At 54.6% G+C, this 19,934-nt stretch carries 16 protein-coding genes and 3 tRNA genes; 10 read left to right on the forward strand and 9 right to left on the reverse strand.

The genetic code is table 11. The features are described 5' to 3' along the window. Positions 1–79: 79 nt before the first annotated feature. A complete protein-coding gene (gene blaACT, locus WB237_RS12850) occupies positions 80–1,225 on the reverse strand; it encodes an ACT family cephalosporin-hydrolyzing class C beta-lactamase (protein WP_336213618.1) in 1,146 nt (381 codons plus the stop codon). Between the two features lie 132 nt (positions 1,226–1,357). Here blaACT and ampR point away from each other — a divergent pair, with 132 nt between their 5' ends. Next, entirely contained in the window at positions 1,358–2,233 is an 876-nt protein-coding gene (gene ampR, locus WB237_RS12855; protein ID WP_336213621.1) for a LysR family transcriptional regulator AmpR, read from the forward strand. Between the two features lie 30 nt (positions 2,234–2,263). On the opposite strand, the gene frdD is transcribed toward ampR, so the two are convergent. Genes frdD through frdA form a run of 4 tightly spaced genes read right to left on the reverse strand, consistent with a single transcriptional unit; the run spans position 2,264 to position 5,557 of the window. Continuing rightward, complete coding sequence (gene frdD / locus WB237_RS12860; RefSeq protein WP_013095272.1) at positions 2,264–2,623, reverse strand: fumarate reductase subunit FrdD; 360 nt, start codon at positions 2,621–2,623, stop codon at positions 2,264–2,266. Between the two features lie 10 nt (positions 2,624–2,633). Further along, positions 2,634–3,029 carry a fumarate reductase subunit FrdC gene (gene frdC, locus WB237_RS12865; RefSeq protein WP_028016425.1) on the reverse strand — a complete coding sequence of 132 codons (396 nt, stop codon included), beginning with the start codon at positions 3,027–3,029 and terminating at the stop codon, positions 2,634–2,636. Between the two features lie 10 nt (positions 3,030–3,039). Next, positions 3,040–3,774, reverse strand: a complete 735-nt coding sequence (gene frdB, locus WB237_RS12870; RefSeq protein ID WP_336213625.1) for a fumarate reductase iron-sulfur protein — start codon at positions 3,772–3,774, stop codon at positions 3,040–3,042. After that, positions 3,767–5,557: a fumarate reductase (quinol) flavoprotein subunit gene (gene frdA / locus WB237_RS12875; RefSeq protein ID WP_336213627.1), complete on the reverse strand. Its 1,791-nt coding sequence runs from the start codon at positions 5,555–5,557 to the stop codon at positions 3,767–3,769. Before frdA ends, frdB begins: the two co-directional genes overlap by 8 nt. A gap of 310 nt (positions 5,558–5,867) precedes the next feature. On the opposite strand from frdA, the gene epmA reads away from it, so the two are divergent. Together epmA and yjeM are read left to right on the forward strand one after the other, a co-directional pair. Continuing rightward, positions 5,868–6,845 carry an elongation factor P--(R)-beta-lysine ligase gene (epmA, locus tag WB237_RS12880; protein ID WP_336213629.1) on the forward strand — a complete coding sequence of 326 codons (978 nt, stop codon included), beginning with the start codon at positions 5,868–5,870 and terminating at the stop codon, positions 6,843–6,845. Between the two features lie 196 nt (positions 6,846–7,041). Then, entirely contained in the window at positions 7,042–8,541 is a 1,500-nt protein-coding gene (gene yjeM, locus WB237_RS12885; RefSeq protein WP_336213630.1) for a glutamate/gamma-aminobutyrate family transporter YjeM, read from the forward strand. A gap of 38 nt (positions 8,542–8,579) precedes the next feature. Here yjeM and mscM read toward each other — a convergent pair whose 3' ends face one another. The 3 genes from mscM to rsgA form a co-directional block, all read right to left on the reverse strand. After that, positions 8,580–11,903, reverse strand: coding sequence for a miniconductance mechanosensitive channel MscM (gene mscM, locus WB237_RS12890; RefSeq protein ID WP_336213632.1), 3,324 nt, complete (start codon positions 11,901–11,903; stop codon positions 8,580–8,582). 19 nt (positions 11,904–11,922) lie between these two features. Continuing rightward, positions 11,923–12,891 (reverse strand): archaetidylserine decarboxylase, encoded by a 969-nt coding sequence (gene asd, locus WB237_RS12895; RefSeq protein ID WP_336213634.1) that lies wholly within the window; start codon positions 12,889–12,891, stop codon positions 11,923–11,925. Positions 12,892–12,989: 98 nt separating this feature from the next. Next, positions 12,990–14,042, reverse strand: coding sequence for a small ribosomal subunit biogenesis GTPase RsgA (gene rsgA, locus WB237_RS12900; protein ID WP_032666746.1), 1,053 nt, complete (start codon positions 14,040–14,042; stop codon positions 12,990–12,992). A 107-nt stretch (positions 14,043–14,149) separates the two neighbouring features. Here rsgA and orn point away from each other — a divergent pair, with 107 nt between their 5' ends. From orn to WB237_RS12920, 4 genes are all read left to right on the forward strand, one after another. Then, the gene (gene orn, locus WB237_RS12905) at positions 14,150–14,695 is read left to right on the forward strand and encodes an oligoribonuclease (protein WP_028016433.1); all 546 of its coding nucleotides are present in this window, start codon (positions 14,150–14,152) and stop codon (positions 14,693–14,695) included. Positions 14,696–14,891: 196 nt separating this feature from the next. Continuing rightward, positions 14,892–14,967, forward strand: a tRNA-Gly gene (locus tag WB237_RS12910). 36 nt (positions 14,968–15,003) lie between these two features. Continuing rightward, positions 15,004–15,079, forward strand: a tRNA-Gly gene (locus tag WB237_RS12915). 36 nt (positions 15,080–15,115) lie between these two features. Beyond that, a tRNA-Gly gene (locus WB237_RS12920) sits at positions 15,116–15,191 on the forward strand. Positions 15,192–15,461: 270 nt separating this feature from the next. On the opposite strand, the gene queG is transcribed toward WB237_RS12920, so the two are convergent. After that, positions 15,462–16,601, reverse strand: coding sequence for a tRNA epoxyqueuosine(34) reductase QueG (gene queG / locus WB237_RS12925; protein WP_129996850.1), 1,140 nt, complete (start codon positions 16,599–16,601; stop codon positions 15,462–15,464). Here queG and nnr point away from each other — a divergent pair. From nnr to amiB, 3 genes are read left to right on the forward strand one after another with little or no spacing between them, the layout of a single operon-like run. Further along, positions 16,600–18,123, forward strand: coding sequence for a bifunctional ADP-dependent NAD(P)H-hydrate dehydratase/NAD(P)H-hydrate epimerase (gene nnr / locus WB237_RS12930; protein WP_336213638.1), 1,524 nt, complete (start codon positions 16,600–16,602; stop codon positions 18,121–18,123). The genes queG and nnr overlap by 2 nt on opposite strands. Then, positions 18,116–18,577 (forward strand): tRNA (adenosine(37)-N6)-threonylcarbamoyltransferase complex ATPase subunit type 1 TsaE, encoded by a 462-nt coding sequence (tsaE, locus tag WB237_RS12935; RefSeq protein ID WP_028016436.1) that lies wholly within the window; start codon positions 18,116–18,118, stop codon positions 18,575–18,577. The genes nnr and tsaE overlap by 8 nt, the downstream gene beginning before the upstream one ends. 16 nt (positions 18,578–18,593) lie before the next feature. Continuing rightward, a complete protein-coding gene (amiB, locus tag WB237_RS12940; protein ID WP_336213640.1) occupies positions 18,594–19,931 on the forward strand; it encodes an N-acetylmuramoyl-L-alanine amidase AmiB in 1,338 nt (445 codons plus the stop codon). Positions 19,932–19,934 lie beyond the last annotated feature (3 nt).

A 19,934-nucleotide genomic window follows, 5' to 3' on the forward strand; every position in this document is an offset into this window, starting at 1 on the left:
TTTTTTGTTAAGTGTAGATGACGGCAAGGAAAATGCGGGGTGTTTTGCCGGGTAAGCAGAGTCGCCACCCGGCAATGTTTTACTTCAGCGCGTCGAGGATATGATATGCCGCCTCAACTCGCGCCGGATTCGGGTAGCTTTTATTCGCCAGCATCACAATGCCAAGCTGCTTTTCTGGAATAAACGCCACATAGCTACCAAACCCGCCAGTAGAGCCCGTTTTATGCACCCAGGACGCTTTTACCGGGGGTGCTGTAGGATTCACTTCTACCGCAGGCAACGGTGCCAGGGCCACCTTATTATCGCTACCCTCGACCACAGTTTTGGCTTCTACCGGCCAGTTCAGCATCTCCCAGCCTAACCCTTGATACATAGCACCTACACGCCAGTAGCGGGATTGCGCAAGGGCGATCCCTTGCTTCAGAGAGGTATCCTGCAGAGTATCGGGAGACATGTTCGCCACCACCCAGCTCGCCATATCTTTGACGTTGGTTTTCACGCCATAGGCTTCAGCGTCCAGCATGCCCGGCGAAACGTGGACTGCTTTACCGTCACGGTATCCCCAGGCGTAATGCTCTTGTTCAGATTGCGGAACGTTAATCCACGTATGGTTCAGCTTGAGCGGCTTAAAGACTCGCGTCGTCATGGCCTGCTCATAGCTCATGCCGGAAGGTTTAACCGCAAGGGCGCCAAAAAGACCAATACTGGCGTTCGCATAAAGACGCGTGGTTCCCGGCTTCCACGCTGGCTGCCAGTCCTGATAGAAGCGCAGCAGAGAGGCGTTATCGGTCACCTCATCCGGTACCTGTAATGGCAGACCACCCGCAGTATAGGTAGCCAGATCCAGCATGCGAATTCCCTGCCACTGCTTGCCTGTCAGCTCCGGCCAGTATTTCGTCACCGGATCGCTCAGGGAAATTTCACCGCGAGCAATGGCATCGCCACCCAAAACGCCGGTGAAGGTTTTACTTATAGAACCCAGCTCGAACAAAGTTTGCGGGGTAACAGGTTTGTTCGCCGCGATATCGGCTTTGCCGAAGGTAAAGTAGTGCGGCTGACCCTGGTAAATTACCGCGACCGCCATCCCCGGGATGGCCTGCGCTTTCATCAGCGGGGTAACGGTACGTTCGACCACTGCAGCCAGCTGTTTTTCTGACATCGGTGCAGCAAAGACGGAACAGGAGGTGCTGAGTAACAGGGCGCAGCAAAGGGATTTTTTCATCATCAGTTATCTTCCGTAATAGCAGGTCAAGGGAGTGTCCGGGCCCGTCAGACAGCTGTAGTCTGTGGGATTTGACTGTCGCTGACAAACGGTTAAATTTAGCATTAGCTGTTAATTTTTCTAACGGATGGGACAATGACTCGCAGCTATCTCCCGCTTAATTCGCTTCGTGCCTTCGAAGCAGCCGCAAGGCACCTTAGTTTTACTCATGCTGCAATAGAGCTGAATGTTACCCATTCTGCTATCAGCCAGCATGTTAAGACGCTGGAACAGCATCTGAACTGCCAGCTTTTTGTCCGTGTTTCGCGCGGGCTGATGCTGACGACAGAAGGTGAGAATTTGCTGCCAGTGCTTAACGATTCGTTCGATCGTATCGCGGGAATGCTGGATCGCTTCGCCAGCCATCGCGCCCAGGAGAAGCTCAAAATTGGTGTGGTAGGAACCTTCGCGACCGGTTTTTTATTCTCGCAGTTGGCTGATTTCCGCCGCTGCTCTCCGCATATCGATCTTCACCTTTCAACCCATAACAACCGCGTCGATCCGGCGGCTGAGGGGCTCGATTACACTATCCGCTACGGTGGCGGGGCGTGGCACGGCACCGAAGCGCAGTTCCTTTGTGATGCGCCGCTGTCCCCGCTTTGCTCACCTGATATCGCCGCTGGGCTACATACTCCGGCCGATATTCTGAAATTTACCCTGCTGCGTTCCTACCGACGTGATGAGTGGTCGGCGTGGATGCAGGCGGCGGGGGAGCATCCCCCGTCACCCACGCATCGGGTGATGGTGTTTGATTCGTCTGTCACCATGCTGGAAGCCGCGCAGGCCGGTGTGGGAATTGCGATCGCTCCGGTCGATATGTTTACGCATTTGCTCAACAGCGAGCGTATTGTACAGCCGTTTGCCACACAGATTGATCTGGGCAGTTACTGGTTAACAAGACTACAGTCGAGATCCGAAACCCCGGCAATGCGTGAGTTTGCGCAGTGGCTGGTGGGTAAAATGCAGAACTAAAAAGGCCCGCCGGAGGGCGGGCCAGAAGGGTCAGATGGTGACCACGGCAATCAGCGTTACCACGGTCAGAATGGTTGCCAGGCCGTAGAAGACCCATTTACCACTCGGGACATGGATTTTCAGGTCATGCATCGCATGGTGAATACGGTGCAGGCCACACCACAGCGGCAGGACGATCATCAGGAAGATGAATACGCGGCCGATAAAGCTGCCTGCAAACGCCAGTACGCGTTCGTAGCTCAGTGCATCGCCCGGGAACAGCCCCAGCGGCAGCATAATGCCGACCAGCAGGATGATCACCGGTGCGATGATGGCACTCCACATGCCGCCAGCGCCAAACAGCCCCCAGAAGACCGGCTCGTCAGAACGTTTTGGATTTGGATTGATCACAGTAGTCTCCTTACCAGAACAGTGCGACAAACAGAATGACCACAGTGACCAGAATCGTCACTGCCCAGAGCCCTTTGATCACCGGCTCTGGCCCCATTTTCTCGCCTTTTACGATAATGTTCGCCGCTTTTGGCGCCAGTTCAAACCAGGTTTTGGTATGAAGCAACGCGGCCGCGAGCACGATCAGGTTCAGGACAACAATGATCGGGTTCTGTAGAAAGCCAACAAAGCTTGCCCAGGTTTCCGGGCCATGCTTGAGGGCAAAAACACCGTACATCAGCTCAAGACTGAACCAGACCGCCGGCACCGCTGTGCCTTCACGCAGCATATAGAAGCGATAAAACGGCAGATTTTTCCACCAGGTGGACGGCACAGGCCGTACATAGGCTTTGCGTTTAGTCGTCATCATGCACTCCTTAGCGTGGTTTCAGGGTAGCGATAAGAAAGTCTTTCGAGCTTTCCACTTTACCCTGCTGAATAGCGGCGGCCGGGTCGACATGCTTCGGACAGACTTCGGAGCAGTAACCCACGAAAGTACAGCTCCAGACGCCGTTCTGGCTGTTAAGCTGCGCCATACGTTCTTTTTTACCGTGGTCGCGGCTGTCTTCGTTATAGCGGTGCGCCAGCGTAATGGCGGCCGGGCCGATGAATTCGGGGTTCAGGCCAAACTGCGGACATGCGGCGTAACACAGGCCACAGTTGATGCAGCCGGAGAACTGATGGTATTTCGCCATCTGGGCCGGTGTCTGGGTATTTGGACCCTGATCCGGCGTGCGCGGATTTCCGATGATGTAAGGCTTAATGGCTTCCAGACTTTCGATAAAGTGGGTCATATCAACCACCAGATCGCGCTCAATCGGGAAGTTGCCCAGCGCTTCAACCTTGATGCCCCTGGTATAATCACGCAGGAAGGTTTTACAGGCCAGTTTCGGCACTTTGTTAACCATCATGCCGCAGGAGCCGCAGATGGCCATGCGGCAGGACCAGCGGTAGCTCAGGTCTGGTGCGAGGTTATCTTTGATATAGCCAAGCGCATCCAGCAGAGAGGTTTGCTCGTCAAAGGGGACTTCATAGAAAGCGCTATGTGGTGCGGTGTCCACTTCCGGATTGTAGCGCACCACTTCAACTTTCAGTTTTTGCATCTCAGCCATTCGCCTTCTCCTTCTTCTCGGCGGCTTCTGCTTCTGCGCCGTACACGCGTTTAGCCGGTGGCAGCGTGGTGATTTTCACGTCACTGTAGTCCAGACGTGTGGTGCCATCTGCATCGCGCCAGGCGAGAGTGTGTTTCAGGAAATTGACGTCGTCACGTTCGGTACAGCCTTCATCAAGACGCTGATGCGCCCCGCGTGACTCTTTACGCGCCAGCGCAGAGTGCGCCATACATTCTGCCACGTTCAGGCCGTGACCCAGCTCGATGGTATAGAGCAGGTCGGTGTTGAAGACGCTGGAGGTATCAGTAATGCGCACACGTTTGAAACGCTCCTGCAATTCCGCCAGCTTATCGACGGTTTTTTGCATCAGCTCAGGGGTACGGTAGATACCACAGCCTTCTTCCATCGACAGGCCCATTTCATCGCGGATCTTAGACCAGTTCTCGTTACCTTCCTGGTTCACCAGGTCTTTCAGACGTTTTTCAACGTCAGTAACCTGAGCATCAAGCGCGGCACCATTAGCTTCGCCCGCTGTAGCCGCGCGTTCCATTGCGCGCTCGCCCGCCATGCGGCCAAAGACGACCAGCTCTGCCAGCGAGTTAGACCCCAGACGGTTGGCGCCGTGCAGGCCCACAGAGGAGCATTCACCCACGGCGAACAGACCTTTGATACGGGTTTCGCACTGCTGATCGGTTTCGATCCCGCCCATGGTGTAGTGCGCGGTTGGACGTACCGGAATCGGTTCTTTCACCGGATCAACACCGACGTAGGCTTTTGCCAGTTCGCAGATGAACGGCAGGCGTTCCAGCAGCTTCTTCTCACCCAGGTGACGCAGGTCGAGATAGACCACATCGCCGCGTGGTGTAGAGATGGTGTTGCCTTTGCGCCACTCGTGCCAGAAGGCCTGGGAGACTTTGTCGCGCGGACCGAGTTCCATGTATTTGTTTTTCGGCTCACCAAGCGGAGTTTCCGGGCCCATACCGTAATCCTGCAGATAGCGGTAGCCATTTTTGTTGACCAGAATACCGCCTTCACCACGGCAGCCTTCCGTCATCAGAATGCCGGAGCCCGGCAGACCGGTCGGGTGATACTGTACGAACTCCATATCGCGCAGCGGCACACCGTGGCTGAGCGCCATGCCCATACCGTCACCGGTGACGATGCCGCCGTTGGTATTGTAGCGATACACGCGGCCCGCACCGCCCGTTGCCATCACCACCGCATTAGCGCGGATCTGGACGAGCGTGCCTTCCATCATGTTCATTGCCACCAGGCCGCGGGCATGTCCGTCATCAACCAGAATGTCGAGGACGAAATGTTCATCAAAGCGCTGAATTTGTGGGAACTGAAGAGAGGTCTGGAACAGAGTGTGCAGCATGTGGAAGCCGGTCTTATCGGCGGCGAACCAGGTACGTTCGATTTTCATCCCACCGAAGCGGCGAACGTTGACGCTGCCGTCCGGACGGCGACTCCACGGACATCCCCACTGTTCAAGCTGGGTCATCTCCGTAGGACAATGGTGCACAAAGTAGTCGACCACATCCTGTTCGCAAAGCCAGTCGCCCCCTGCAACCGTGTCGTGGAAATGGTATTCAAAGCTGTCATGATCCTGCGCGACGGCGGCGGACCCTCCTTCAGCTGCAACCGTGTGGCTGCGCATTGGATAGACTTTTGAAATCAATGCGATTTTAGCGTTGGGATTAGCTTGTGCTGCAGCAATCGCAGCACGTAATCCAGCACCGCCAGCGCCAATTACGGCAAGATCGGCTTGAAAAATTTGCACGACATTCCTCCAGATTTTTGTTATTTCGCAACGCGACAAACTAAAGGTAGTTCACCTGCCCAAAGGGACAATTGCGAAAGCGTTTCCACTGCTCCTTTATGGGTAAAACAGTATAACCGTGTAGATGTCAGGGAAATTTGACGTGTTCGATTTTTTTGCTGTTCTGTACGGTGATTTATCATCGTGGTTGATGAATTGCGTCACGTAATTACACACCTAAATGAAATGCGCGTTTTTACTGCGCAAAATTTGTCTCTGTCCCCGCTAACGAGTAGACTTCGTGCCCTTGTCTGAAATCGGAGAATTACCCATGAGCGAAACGGCCACCTGGCAGCCGAGCGCATCCATCCCAAATCTGTTAAAACGCGCTGCAATTATGACGGAGATCCGCCGTTTCTTTGCCGACCGCGGAGTCCTGGAGGTGGAAACGCCGTGCATGAGTCAGGCAACGGTAACCGATATTCATCTGGTCCCGTTTGAAACCCGTTTTGTTGGCCCGGGGCACTCTCAGGGCATGAATTTGTATCTGATGACCAGCCCGGAATACCACATGAAACGCCTGCTGGCGGCGGGATGTGGTCCGGTGTATCAGCTATGCAGAAGCTTCCGTAATGAAGAGATGGGGCGTCACCACAACCCGGAATTCACCATGCTGGAGTGGTATCGACCGCACTATGATATGTACCGCCTGATGAATGAGGTGGATGACCTGCTGCAGCAGGTGCTGGATTGCTCAGAAGCGGAAACTCTCTCCTATCAGCAGGCTTTCCAGCGCTATCTGGAAATCGATCCGTTGTCAGCAGACAAGGCTCAACTGCGCGAAGTGGCGGCAAAACTGGATCTCAGCAATGTGGCGGATACTGAAGAAGATCGCGACACGCTGCTGCAGTTGCTGTTCACTTTTGGTGTTGAACCGCAGATTGGCAAAGACCGCCCGGCGTTTGTTTATCACTTCCCGGCAAGCCAGGCGTCGCTGGCGCAGATCAGCACGGAAGATCATCGTGTGGCTGAGCGTTTTGAGGTCTATTACAAAGGTATCGAGCTGGCGAACGGTTTCCACGAATTGACCGACGCGCGCGAACAGCAGCAGCGCTTCGAGCAGGATAACCGCAAGCGTGCCTCGCGCGGTCTGCCGCAGCAGCCGATTGATACCAACCTGCTGGAGGCGTTAAAAGCGGGCCTGCCGGACTGCTCCGGTGTGGCGCTGGGTGTTGATCGTCTGGTGATGCTGGCGCTGGGTGCAGAACAGTTGGGCGATGTGATTGCGTTTACGGTCGATCGCGCCTGAAAAAATGCCGGGTGGCGCTGCGCTTACCCGGCTTACGCCCCCTCTGGCAATTTTCCTTTCCATTTCCGTGTGACAATATTAAAAACTGCCATTTTCTCTATACACGGGTCTTTTTCTTAATTTGCTTCTTATAACCACAATATTTATCTGGTCTTCTGCTACCATCCGCGCAGATTAATTTCCTTTGGATGGTTCTATGTCTCACTCACTCAAAAAGATGACCCTTACCGGGCTCATCCTGATGATTTTTACCTCCGTCTTTGGCTTTGCTAATAGCCCGTCGGCCTTTTACCTGATGGGTTACAGTGCGACGCCGTTCTATATCGTTTCAGCCCTGTTCTTCTTCATCCCATTCGCGCTGATGATGGCCGAAATGGGATCGGCATACCGGAAAGAAGAGGGAGGGATCTACTCGTGGATGAATAACAGTATCGGCCCGCGCTACGCGTTTATTGGCACGTTTATGTGGTTTTCTTCTTACGTCGTCTGGATGGTCAGTACTGCGGCCAAAGTTTGGGTACCGTTCTCGACGTTTGTTTTCGGTAGCGATAAAACTCAGGTCTGGTCTCTGGCGGGCCTCAGTTCTACGCAGGTGGTCGGGATTCTGGCTGTTTGCTGGATGGTGGTTGTGACGCTGGTCGCGTCTAAAGGCATCAATAAAATTGCCCGGATTACCGCCGTGGGCGGGATCGCAGTGATGTGTTTGAATCTGGTGCTGCTCCTGGTCAGTATCGCTATTCTGTGCCTGAACGGCGGTCACTTTGCGCAGGAGGTGAACTTTGTTGCTTCGCCTAACCCAAGTTATCAGTCCGGCCTTGCGATGCTCTCTTTCGTGGTGTTCGCCATTTTTGCCTACGGGGGTATCGAGGCGGTAGGTGGTCTGGTCGACAAAACGGAGAACCCGGAAAAGAACTTCGCGAAAGGGATTATATTTGCTGCTATCGTCATCTCCATTGGCTATTCGCTGGCAATCTTCCTCTGGGGTGTCAGTACCAACTGGCAGCAGGTGTTGAGCAACAACACCACTAACCTTGGCAACATTACTTATGTGTTGATGAAAAGCCTGGGAATGACGCTGGGACAGGCGATGAACCTGACGCCGGAAGCGGCGGCGACAATGGGCATCTGGTTTGCGCGCATTACCGGCCTGTCAATGTTCCTCGCCTATACCGGCGCGTTCTTCACGCTGATCTACTCGCCGTTGAAAGCGATAATCCAGGGCACGCCAAAAGCGCTGTGGCCAGCGCGTATGACGCAACTGAATACGGCGGGAATGCCTGCCAACGCGATGTGGATGCAATGTCTGTTGGTGTGCGTGTTCATTCTGCTGGTGTCGTTTGGCGGTGATACCGCGTCAGCGTTCTATAACAAGCTGACCCTGATGGCGAACGTAACGATGACGCTGCCATATCTGTTCCTGACGCTGGCGTTCCCGTTCTTCAAAGCGAAGCAGGATCTTGAACGTCCGTTTGTGATTTTTAAAACCCGCATGTCAACGCTACTGGCGACGACTGTGGTCGTGCTGGTGGTGGCGTTCGCGAATATCTTCACTGTCATTCAGCCGGTGATTGAAGCGAATGACTGGAACAGCGCGCTGTGGATGGTTGGCGGCCCGATCTTCTTCTCGCTACTGGCGATGGGGATTTATGAGAATTACCGCCGACGCTCAGTGGCGTATGTTACTGAAGCGGTGTAGCGGTTAAAGCGCCCCTTCCGAAAGAGAGGGGCGAAGATTTACAGGCTTCCCGCCGGGCGCTTACGTGCTGCCGACGTCAATGTTCTTCCCGTTTTACGTCCGTCCAGACTTTCCAGACGCATCTGGAACGGTGGGAACGGCATATCAATACCATGCTCGCGGAAGCCAGCCAGAATCAGCTGGTGGATCTCGTGGCGCAGCGGCATACGGTGTCCCATTTCTGCAGCGTAAATACGCAGCTCGAAAATCTGAATCCCCTGCTGCAAATCGACCAGGAACACTTCCGGTGCCGGGGTATCGAGCACCAGTGTGCAGCGCTCGGCCGCGGTGTAGAGGATCTGTGTCACCTCTTCACTGTTGGCATCCGACGGTGCCGGTAGTGTCAGCACCACACGTGTGACCGAGTCTGACAGCGACCAGTTGATAAACTGCTCGGTGATGAATGCCTTGTTCGGCACGATGATCTCTTTACGGTCCCAGTCGCTGATCGTTGTGGCGCGGGTATTGATCTTCGTTACGCTACCGGTCAGATCGCGGATCGTCACCGTATCGCCAATACGAATCGGTTTTTCGAACAGGATGATCAGGCCGGAAACAAAGTTAGCGAAAATCTCCTGCATGCCAAAGCCAAGCCCAAATGTCAGCGCAGCGACCAGCCACTGCAATTTAGACCACTCAATGCCGATCATTGAGAAACCGACCATCCCGCCAAAGAGCAGGATCAGGTATTTAGTGATGGTGGTAATGGCGTAGCCCGTGCCGGGGGTTAAATCCAGATGTTGCAGCAGAGCCAGCTCCAGCAGCGCCGGGAAGTTACGTACCAGTTGGGTGGTAATGATCAACACCAGAATGGCAATCAGTACTGAACCTAAGGTTATAGGCTCCAGACTTTCCACGCCCTGAACTGTAGATGTCACGTCCCAGAGAGAGATGTTCTCCAGGAAGCCAAATGCGGAGTGAATTTCCGACCACAGCACGATCACCGACAAGAGAGCAATCAGCATCAGGATGGAGCGCACCAGACGCAGGGACTGGGTACTGATGGCATCCAGATCCAGTTCGACATCGTCCGCCTCCGTCGTCCCTTCCGTACTGTTGACGTGGTTTGGCTCATCCTCACCGCGCGCACGCTGAGCGAGGATTTCTGCCCGGCGATGCTTGGCACGGTCGAAGGCCAGTCGGCGGCGCTGAATCAACATCCAGCGACGGATGACGTGATACACCACCAGAAGCAGGAACCAGATCGCCACCGAGGTTTCCAGTCGTGCCAGCAGCGCCTTTGAGGTCGCCAGGTAACCCACCGCCGCTGCCAGCATCGCAATCAGCGGAGCGCTCAGCAGCAGGTTCCAGAGCAGGCGGTTGAACATGTTGTCACCGCTACCGGATTTATCAAGATAGAGCGGTATGCCGGCGCGTTTCAGGCTGAGCGTGACGATAGCCAGCGCCCCGCATATCAGCATAAAGCAGAGGCGGCCCAGTGAGCCTGAGAACTCCCGGTCGTTGAGGTTATCGAACATAATCAGCGCCATAATGAGTGGCACAATCAGCCCGATGCTCATCAGGTAGTAACGCATGGCGCGTGCAACACGATTACGCGGCCAGCCAAAGTGGGCGATAAACAGGCCATTTGGCCGCGCGAATGTGGCGCAAATCATCACGACCCACAGCAGTGGAACCGTCGCGGTGACGCCATCACCTATCGCCACGGCGAGTGGATAGGGCCAGGCTTCCCGCAGGCCGTACCCCAGCGTCATCCACAATACCGGCAGGGGGGAGGCCACGAGAATCGACCAGAACACCGTGCGTAGCGTCAGCCAGAAGTGATCCTGGGTGACTTTGCCCACGCGGGAACTGGAACGCTCCAGAAAACGGGTAAAATGCCGGCGCGAATAGATGCTGAAACCCACCAGAATCAATGCACCCAGCAGCGGGAAGATGGTCTCTTTGCTGGTGAGCATCATCACGCTGGCTTTTCCCAACTGGCTAAAGGTGTCCAGCGAAATCAGGCGGCGCAGATCCTGAACAATCTCAATTGGCCACGAGAAGGTCATCGGGCGCACGTCGGAGGTCCAGAAGAGATAACGGTGTGTTGCCTCGTTCACCTCTTTCAGCGCATCTTCCAGCTGACTGTTGGACACTTTCAGCTTGGTAAGCTCGAGGATCAGCGTATCACCGCCCTGGAGTAGTGAGTTCAGGAGTTCACGCTGGGTGCGCAACTGGGCTTCAAGGATCCGGTTTTGCTCACTGCTCAGAGGTTGCCCGTCAGCCTGACGGATCTGGCGAATTTGCGGTTGTTTATTGAGAAGATCTTCAAAGTGCAGTCGCTGAACGCGTAGCTGGGCCATTTCGGTATCCAACTGCTGCGGCTTCGGCATTTCCGGCAGGCGTGCAACCTGAGCACGTAACGCCTCGCCCAGCAGGTTTGATGACCCAAGCCACTGAGACTGTTCGCGCAGAGTGTTGAGCGCCTGGCGGACCTGCAGGGTTTGGTTCGTCGCCTGCCGCTGTTGTGAAGCGACCAGGTCCATACGCTGTGCCTGTTGGTTCAGTGCCGCTGAAAGCTCACGGTTGACCTTGAACTGATCGACGATGCCGACGGGCAAGTTCGCGCTGTTTTCCGCCAGCAGCTCGGTACTTTCCAGCGCGCGTTCGGCCTCGCGCTGGCGCTGGCTATTCAGCTGATTACGTAGCGCCTGGAGATAAGCATCAAGCTGTTCGCTCTGTTTTTGCGCCAGTTCTGAACGCATCCGCGATAGCTCCTGGCGGTTATTGGCGGAGAGCTGCGCCAGCTCCAGTTCATCGACCAGCGCTTTCAGGCGGGCAGACTCTGCCTGCAGCCCAAGGTTTTGTGCCTGGTTTTGTGGCGTGTTGCCGGTTTGTGTGCCGACGCGGCGCTCAACTTCGTTGAGCTGACGGCGGGCATCGGTTTGTTGTTGCGGAAGCTGGCTCAGCGAATCTGCGATTTCACGCGCACGTTCCTGCTCCTGCTGTGCCAGACGGCTCTTTTCCAGAAGCTGACTGCTAACCTGCAGAATCTCCTGATTCAGCGCGTCAGAGGTCATGCCTGCAGGCACATCGCGCGGTTCATCGCGCTGATTGCTCAACTGGGTGCGTAGCGTTTGCGAAAGTTTGGGGAAATTGTCGATAACTTGCTGATATTGCTGAGCTCGCTCAAGGGAGCCTTTCCGCTCCTCAAGCGCATTCAGTGCGGACTGGAGCGACTCAACGGTCTCTGGCTGAGCGGGTTTTGCCGCTTTTGCCTGCTCCAGTTCCTGCGTTATCTGTTTGGCGTCGGGGGCTGTCGCTGCGTACGCCCCCATGCTGAGGCACCAGGCCATCAGTAGAACGATAATCGGGCGCACGTCAGCGATCCTTCTGTTATTAGCCTTCGTCTTGTTTGTCGTCAACCAACGGGCTGGCGTTGTGCTCAGCGTTGATCTCTTCCTGTGACAGCGGAGCAGGTTCTGCATCTGGCGTCACGAAAGTTTCGGTAGAGGCCGCCAGCGGCTGACCCAGTTTGGTGACTGACAAGCTTTCGAGCTGTTCCGCCAGTTTCACTTTGCCCGGCGCAAACAGGTTGATAACGGTTGAGCCCAGCTTAAAGCGACCCATCTCCTGACCTTTCAGCAGGGCGACAGAGCCTTCCGCTTCACCGGCAGGCCATGTCCAGCGTTTGATCACGCCTTCACGTGGCGGGGTGATGGTGCCAGCCCAGACGGTTTCAATGCTACCCACGATGGTTGCCCCCACCAGAATCTGCGCCATTGGGCCAAATTCAGTATCAAACAGGCAGATGACGCGTTCGTTACGAGCAAACAGGTTCGGTACGTTTTGCGCGGTCAGATGGTTCACGGAGAATAGATCGCCCGGGACGTAGATCATTTCACGCAGGATACCGTTACACGGCATGTGCACGCGGTGATAGTCGCGCGGTGACAGATATGTGGTGGCAAAAGTACCGTTGCGGAACAGGTCTGCCATCAGGTAGTTACCCGCCAGTAAGGCTTCCAGGCTGTAGTTATGGCCTTTCGCCTGCAGGATTTTGTCTTCTTCGATGTTACCTAACTGACTAATCACGCCATCTGCAGGCATCACCAGCACGTTAGGATCGGTATCAACCGGACGAACCTCGTCGCGCAGTGGGCGCACGAAGAATTCGTTGAAGGTGCGATAGCTGGCGGTATCCGGCTTCTGCGCCTCTTTCATGTCGACCTTGTAATATTTTACGAAAAGGTCGATGACCAGTTTGGTCAGCCAGCCTGCTCGTTTGCTTGCGCCCCAGCCCGCCAGGCGAGTGAGCCACAGTTTTGGCAGAATGTATTGAAGCGAAAGTTTAAATGCGTTTAACAAGGTAGCCTCCAGGCCATTGTTTTGTCGTTCCTGATCCGGTGGCAAAGCACCGGAACCTGAAAAATGGGGGACGATTTTAGCGATGCTTAGCTTAGTTGTCAGTTATCAGAATCAGAAAAGTTTTTACGCGTTTTTACTTGATCCATGCTCTCAAGAATACGGTGGTAATTCTCGAAGCGAGTCTCCGCGATTTCACCGTTCTCTACCGCTTCACGGATAGCGCAACCTGGGTCGTTATCGTGTTTACAGTCGCGGTATTTGCAAGCGCCTAAATAATCATGGAATTCGACAAATCCGTTGAAGATTTGTTCCGGCTCGAGATGCCATAAACCGAATTCGCGTACCCCCGGAGAGTCGATCACATCGCCACCGTGCGGGAAGTGATACAGGCGCGATGCGGTGGTCGTGTGCTGGCCCAGGCCCGAGACATCAGACACATCGTTGGTGAGGATCTCCTGCTGGAGACCAAGCAGGTTATTCAGCAGGCTCGATTTACCCACGCCGGATTGACCTGCGAAGATGCTGATACGATCGGTGAGCGCCTCTTCCAGCGGTTTCAGGCCATCTTTGGTGTAGCTGGAGACCATCAGTACGCGGTATCCAATCTTGCGATAGATATCCATCTGTTCATTGACGAACGCCATCCCTTCGTCATCCAGCAGATCGATTTTGTTCAGCACGATAATCGGTTCAACCTGCAGTGTTTCGCAGGCGACAAGGTATCGGTCGATAATATTGAGTGAAAGTTCGGGCAAAATCGCCGAAACGATAACGATTTGGTTAATGTTGGCGGCAATCGGTTTCACTCCGTCGTAGAAATCAGGACGGGTTAACACAGACGTGCGCTCATGAACCGCTTCAACGATACCTTTTACCGTAACACCTTCCGCCGCCTCTTTACCTGGACGCCAGACGACGCGGTCACCGGTTACCAGAGAACGAATGGTCCGGCGGATGTTGCAGCGGTGGATCTCACCATCGGCGGATTCCACATCGGCATGCATACCGAAACGGCTGATGACTACGCCTTCCGTTGGTTCGCCAAACAGGTTGTCGTCGTAATCGACCTTCTCCGAAGTGGTTTTAAGACGGCGCTGGTGATTGGCATTCACGCGGCGCTGCTGCCCTTTGGAGAGTTTATTTTTACTCAATCGCGCTGGCTCCTGGTCGCCCGTAAGGGGCAAAACCTCTATGATACACTCTAATTAATACTAGTTAACCTGCTACTGCCGGTTATACGAGAAGGGTGGAAAATAACATGAGCGCGGATGAAAACAACCTGATTTGGATCGATCTTGAAATGACCGGGCTGGATCCCGAGCGCGATCGCATCATTGAGATTGCAACCCTGGTGACCGATGCCAACCTGAATATTCTGGCGGAAGGGCCGACGATTGCGGTTCATCAATCTGATGAACAGCTTGCATTGATGGATGACTGGAACGTGCGTACCCATACCGGCAGCGGTCTGGTGGATCGCGTGAAGGCCAGTACTCAGGGTGACCGTGAGGCGGAGCTGGCGACGCTTGAATTCCTGAAACAGTGGGTTCCGGCAGGTAAATCGCCAATCTGTGGTAATAGCATCGGCCAGGATCGCCGCTTTCTGTTTAAGTACATGCCAGAGCTCGAGTCTTACTTCCACTACCGCTATCTGGATGTGAGCACCCTGAAAGAGCTGGCTCGTCGCTGGAAACCTGAAATCCTGGATGGCTTTAAAAAACAGGGGACGCATCAGGCAATGGACGATATTCGTGAGTCTGTTGCGGAGCTGGCGTATTACCGCGAAAACTTCATTAAGCTATGATTTTGAGATCCGGCGCCTTGCGTGGCCGGGTTTTTGCCGTTAAATTGTGCAGCTTGCCGATTAAATAAGCATTTGAACTGAATTTCAAAAAAATCGCTTTCAGGGGGGTTGCAGCTAAAAGGATTTCTCGTATAATGCGCCTCCCGTAACGACAGAGAATTACACGTTACGACAGCAACAAAAGCAGTACAGATTTGCGGGAATAGCTCAGTTGGTAGAGCACGACCTTGCCAAGGTCGGGGTCGCGAGTTCGAGTCTCGTTTCCCGCTCCAAAATTTGAAAGTGCTTTTAAAGCATGCACCACCCAAGCGGGAATAGCTCAGTTGGTAGAGCACGACCTTGCCAAGGTCGGGGTCGCGAGTTCGAGTCTCGTTTCCCGCTCCAAAATTTGAAAGTGCTTCCACAGCACGGACCACCCAAGCGGGAATAGCTCAGTTGGTAGAGCACGACCTTGCCAAGGTCGGGGTCGCGAGTTCGAGTCTCGTTTCCCGCTCCAAATTCTTCTTCATCTTTAAAATATCCACAGCGAAAAGAGTCGTTGGGGACGTTTTCTGTTGTCTCTGAAATACTCTTGTAAACAGAGTTATCCACAGAAACTACGCTTAACCGGAATCGGCTTAAAACTTAGCAGGGTGAATAGTATTCATGTAATCTATTGTATTATATGAATAAAATTTGATTTCAAAATGTTATTGAGATCACTTGACCTCTTCTCCAGTCCCGATGCTGCTTGAGTTTGTATTTTTATACACAGGCTGTGAATATATTATGCGTCGCGCGTAAGCCCTTTCTCAATCACTCTCACCAGACGTTGTTTCTTCGGTAATTGCACCTCGACTACGCAGGCATTTCGCTTCTCAATTTGCTGTGCAACCGCCCATTCTATGTGTTCATCGAGAAGTGGGTGCTCACCTCTGCGGCTTTCGAGTGCCTGAATATTGGCTTCATCCCAGGGCGCATTACCCAGTGCAACGGCAACATTACGTAGCCAGCGTAGATGTCCGATACGACGAATGGCAGACCCTTCGGTCACTTTCAGGAACCAGGCTTCGCTCCAGGCAAACAGCTCAATGAGTTGCGGTGCGTGCAGCGCCTTACGTGGGCTGAAGTCTTCTTCATCCGTGAGTTGTGAATAGCGGTTCCATGGGCAGATCAACTGACAGTCATCGCAGCCATAGATTCGGTTGCCGATAAGTGGCCGGAACTCCTCAGGGATCGCACCTTCCAGTTCGATAGTGAGGTAGGAGATGCAGCGGCGAGCATCAACAGTATAGGGTTCAACGATCGCGCCGGTGGGGCAGATGGTCATACAGGCCACGCAGCGGCCACAGCCTTCCTCCACTGGGCCGTCTACCGGCAAGGGTAAATCAATCAGCAGTTCCCCAAGGAAGAAGAACGATCCGGCGTCGCGACTAAGGATAAGTGAGTGCTTACCTGTCCAGCCAAGCCCGGCTTTTTCAGCGATCGGGCGCTCAAGAATAGGCGCAGAATCGACAAAGGGTCTAAAATTCAGCGAAACACAGTGCTGCTGAATAGTTTCCCCGAGTTTTTTTAAACGGTTACGCAGAAGCTTATGGTAATCACGTCCCAGGGCGTACCGGCTGACGTAACCCAGCGAGGGGTTTTTTAGCGTGCGCGCAAAAGCCGCATTGGCGGGCAGGTAGTTCATGCGCACACTGATGACACGTAATGTGCCCGGCAAAAGCTCGTGCGGACGGGCGCGCATCATGCCATGACGCGCCATCCACTCCATTTCGCCGTGGTATTGTTTGTCCAGCCAGGCCTGTAGTTTCGGCTCGCTGGCGGAGAGGTCGGTATCGGTAATGCCTACCTTCTGGAAGCCAAGCTCAGCACCCCACTGTTTAATTTTTTGCGCTAACTGATTGAGATCGAGGGGCTGTGACATGACGGACCATACAGTGAAGAAAAACCCCGCAAGTATACCACATTCCATCTGGCATGCGGACGACCTCCGGCGCGCCGAAAAAGAGGCAGCAGACAGCCTCGGTATCACCCTATATGAACTCATGCAGCGCGCAGGCGAAGCCGCATTTAACGTTGCCCACAATGCATACCCGCAATCCAGACACTGGTTGATTTTGTGCGGGCACGGCAATAACGGCGGTGACGGTTATGTTGTCGCCCGTCTTGCCGTTGCTGCGGGTATCCGCGTCACGTTGCTGGCGCTGGAGAGTGCTAAACCGCTGCCGGAGGAGGCCAGCACGGCACGAGATGGCTGGCTGAATGCAGGCGGTGTGATTCATGCGCCTGATATCCTCTGGCCGGAGGATATAGACCTGATTATTGATGGTCTGCTCGGGACCGGTCTACGCAGTGCGCCGCGTGAGAACATTGCCGCGCTCATTACGCATGCCAACAGCCATTCCGCGTCGGTGGTGGCGCTGGATATTCCCTCAGGCCTGATAGCACAAACCGGCGCGACGCCGGGGGCGGTGATTCAGGCGGCGCATACGGTAACATTCATCGCCCTGAAGCCGGGTTTACTGACCGGCAAAGCGCGGGATGTGGTCGGCGTACTGCACCACAATGCGCTGGGGCTGGACAGCTGGCTAACCGGTCAGGAAACGCACCTTTCGCGCTTTGATGCTTCGCAACTTGCAGAGTGGCTACCTCCGAGACGTCCCACATCCCATAAAGGCGATCATGGCAAACTGGTGATTGTCGGGGGGGATTACGGTACGGCGGGGGCTATCCGCATGGCGGGTGAAGCGGCATTGCGAAGCGGTGCTGGTCTGGTACGAGTCCTCACGCGCATTGAGAATATTGCGCCGATCGTTACTGCCAGACCCGAGTTGATGGTGCATGAGCTTACGCTCCCGTTGCTCGAGGAAAGCCTCGAGTGGGCAGATGTGGTCGTTATCGGCCCCGGGCTTGGGCAGCAGGCGTGGGGCAAACAGGCCCTGCAAAAGGTCGAGAATTTTCGTAAACCGATGCTGTGGGATGCTGACGCGCTGAACCTTCTGGCAATCAACCCGGATAAGCGTCACAATCGCATTCTGACGCCACACCCCGGCGAAGCCGCGCGTCTGCTTAACTGCAGCGTGGCAGAAATTGAAAGCGATCGCTTACTTTCTGCTCAGTGTCTGGTAAAACGTTACGGAGGTGTTGCCGTTTTGAAAGGGGCAGGAACCGTCGTCGCCAGTGACGAGGCGCTGGGCATTATTGATGCCGGAAATGCGGGCATGGCGAGTGGCGGAATGGGTGATGTGCTTTCAGGCATCATTGGCGCATTGCTTGGACAGAAACTTCCCCTTTATGATGCAGCCTGTGCGGGCTGCGTGGCTCATGGTGCAGCGGCAGATCAACTGGCTGCACGTTACGGTACACGCGGTATGCTGGCCACCGATCTTTTTTGCACGCTGCGGCGTGTTGTTAACCCGGATGTGATTGACGTAGAAAATGACTAATCGAGCGATTCCTTTACCTGATGAACAAGCCACTTTAGATCTCGGCAAGCGCGTGGCGCAGGCCTGTCAGGGGGCAACCGTCATTTATCTGTATGGTGATTTAGGTGCGGGTAAAACCACCTTCAGCCGGGGCTTTTTACAGGCGTTAGGGCATAGCGGGAATGTGAAAAGCCCAACCTACACGCTGGTAGAACCGTACACCCTTGAAAATCTCATGGTGTACCACTTCGATTTATACCGCCTTGCGGATCCTGAGGAGCTGGAATTTATGGGGATCCGTGATTATTTTGCCAATGATGCCATCTGCCTGGTGGAGTGGCCGCAACAAGGTGCGGGTGTGTTGCCTGACCCGGATGTCGAAATTCACTTAGATTACCAGGCACAAGGGCGTGAGGCACGCATCAGTGCGGTTTCCTCATCAGGGTGTTCCTTACTGGCTCGTTTAGCCGGTTAAGCTTAGGGATAACGGGATGATTAATCGCGTTAAAAGTTGGTTGTTGGCTGCCACCGTGCTGCTGTGCGCGCAGGCCGGGGCGGCAAACCTCTCAGATATTCAGGTATCGAATGGTGAAAACCAGGCCCGGATCACATTCAGTTTTATGGGTGACCCTGAATACGCTTTTTCACAGCCAGACAGCCACAGCGTGGCGCTGGATATCAAACAAACCGGAGTGATTCAGGGATTACCGCTGCAGTTCAGCGGTAACAATCTGGTGAAGAGCATTCGCTCAGGCACACCACAAGATAGCCAGTCATTGCGCCTGGTGGTTGATCTCACCGAAAAGGGCAAAACGAAGGCGGTCAAGCAACAAAACGGCGCGAACTATACGGTGGTTTTTACCATCAATGCTGACGCACCTCCACCACCACCGCCTCCGCCAGTGGTGGCAAAACGCGTCGAAGAACCAGTTTACACACCGCGTCCTTCTGAACCTGCACGTAATCCGTTTAAATCGGACAGCGACCGCATTACCAGCGTCACCAGCAGTAATAGCGTTACACGCCCTGCGGCCAGCGCACGTCGTGCGGTCAGCGGTGATAAAGTGATTATCGCGATTGATGCAGGGCATGGTGGTCAGGATCCTGGCGCGATTGGTCCAGGCGGCACGCGGGAGAAAAACGTCACGATTGCGGTTGCCCGGAAGCTGCGAACGCTGTTAAACGATGATCCGATGTTCAAAGGCGTGCTGACTCGTGACGGCGACTATTTTATCTCTGTAATGGGGCGCTCAGATGTGGCGCGTAAACAAAATGCCAACTTCCTGGTCTCCATTCATGCGGATGCAGCGCCAAACCGTAGCGCGACTGGCGCATCGGTATGGGTGCTTTCGAACCGCAGGGCGAACAGTGAAATGGCAAACTGGCTGGAAGAGCACGAGAAACAGTCTGAACTGTTAGGCGGTGCGGGTGATGTGCTGGCAAACAGCCAGTCTGATCCATATCTCAGCCAGGCAGTGCTGGATTTACAGTTCGGTCATTCCCAGCGCGTCGGTTATGATGTCGCCACTAACGTATTGAATCAGTTGCAGGGCATCGGAGCATTGCATAAGCGTCGTCCGGAGCATGCGAGCCTGGGGGTTCTGCGTTCGCCGGATATTCCATCCATTCTGGTGGAGACAGGCTTTATCAGCAATAACAGTGAAGAGCGCCTGCTGGGCAGCGACAGCTACCAGCAGCAACTTGCCGAAGCCATTTATAACGGTTTGCGTAAATATTTTGAGGCGCATCCTCTGCAGTCCGCGCCACAGGGCGGGGCAGCTCAGACGGCCAGTGCCGCGCAGCCTGACGAGATAACTGCGACCAACTAAGGA

The organism is Enterobacter sp. P82 (genome assembly GCF_037053385.1).
Taxonomy (GTDB): domain Bacteria; phylum Pseudomonadota; class Gammaproteobacteria; order Enterobacterales; family Enterobacteriaceae; genus Enterobacter.

What these genes read in the sequence shown, in the direction of transcription:
- amiB (WP_336213640.1), top strand. Translation starts at nt 18,594, where the DNA reads ATGATTAATCGCGTTAAAAGTTGGTTGTTGGCTGCCACCGTGCTGCTG.
- tsaE (WP_028016436.1), top strand. Translation starts at nt 18,116, where the DNA reads ATGACTAATCGAGCGATTCCTTTACCTGATGAACAAGCCACTTTAGAT.
- nnr (WP_336213638.1), top strand. Translation starts at nt 16,600, where the DNA reads ATGACGGACCATACAGTGAAGAAAAACCCCGCAAGTATACCACATTCC.
- frdC (WP_028016425.1), bottom strand. Translation starts at nt 3,029, where the DNA reads ATGACGACTAAACGCAAAGCCTATGTACGGCCTGTGCCGTCCACCTGG.
- epmA (WP_336213629.1), top strand. Translation starts at nt 5,868, where the DNA reads ATGAGCGAAACGGCCACCTGGCAGCCGAGCGCATCCATCCCAAATCTG.
- ampR (WP_336213621.1), top strand. Translation starts at nt 1,358, where the DNA reads ATGACTCGCAGCTATCTCCCGCTTAATTCGCTTCGTGCCTTCGAAGCA.
- orn (WP_028016433.1), top strand. Translation starts at nt 14,150, where the DNA reads ATGAGCGCGGATGAAAACAACCTGATTTGGATCGATCTTGAAATGACC.
- yjeM (WP_336213630.1), top strand. Translation starts at nt 7,042, where the DNA reads ATGTCTCACTCACTCAAAAAGATGACCCTTACCGGGCTCATCCTGATG.
- frdB (WP_336213625.1), bottom strand. Translation starts at nt 3,774, where the DNA reads ATGGCTGAGATGCAAAAACTGAAAGTTGAAGTGGTGCGCTACAATCCG.
- queG (WP_129996850.1), bottom strand. Translation starts at nt 16,601, where the DNA reads ATGTCACAGCCCCTCGATCTCAATCAGTTAGCGCAAAAAATTAAACAG.
- blaACT (WP_336213618.1), bottom strand. Translation starts at nt 1,225, where the DNA reads ATGATGAAAAAATCCCTTTGCTGCGCCCTGTTACTCAGCACCTCCTGT.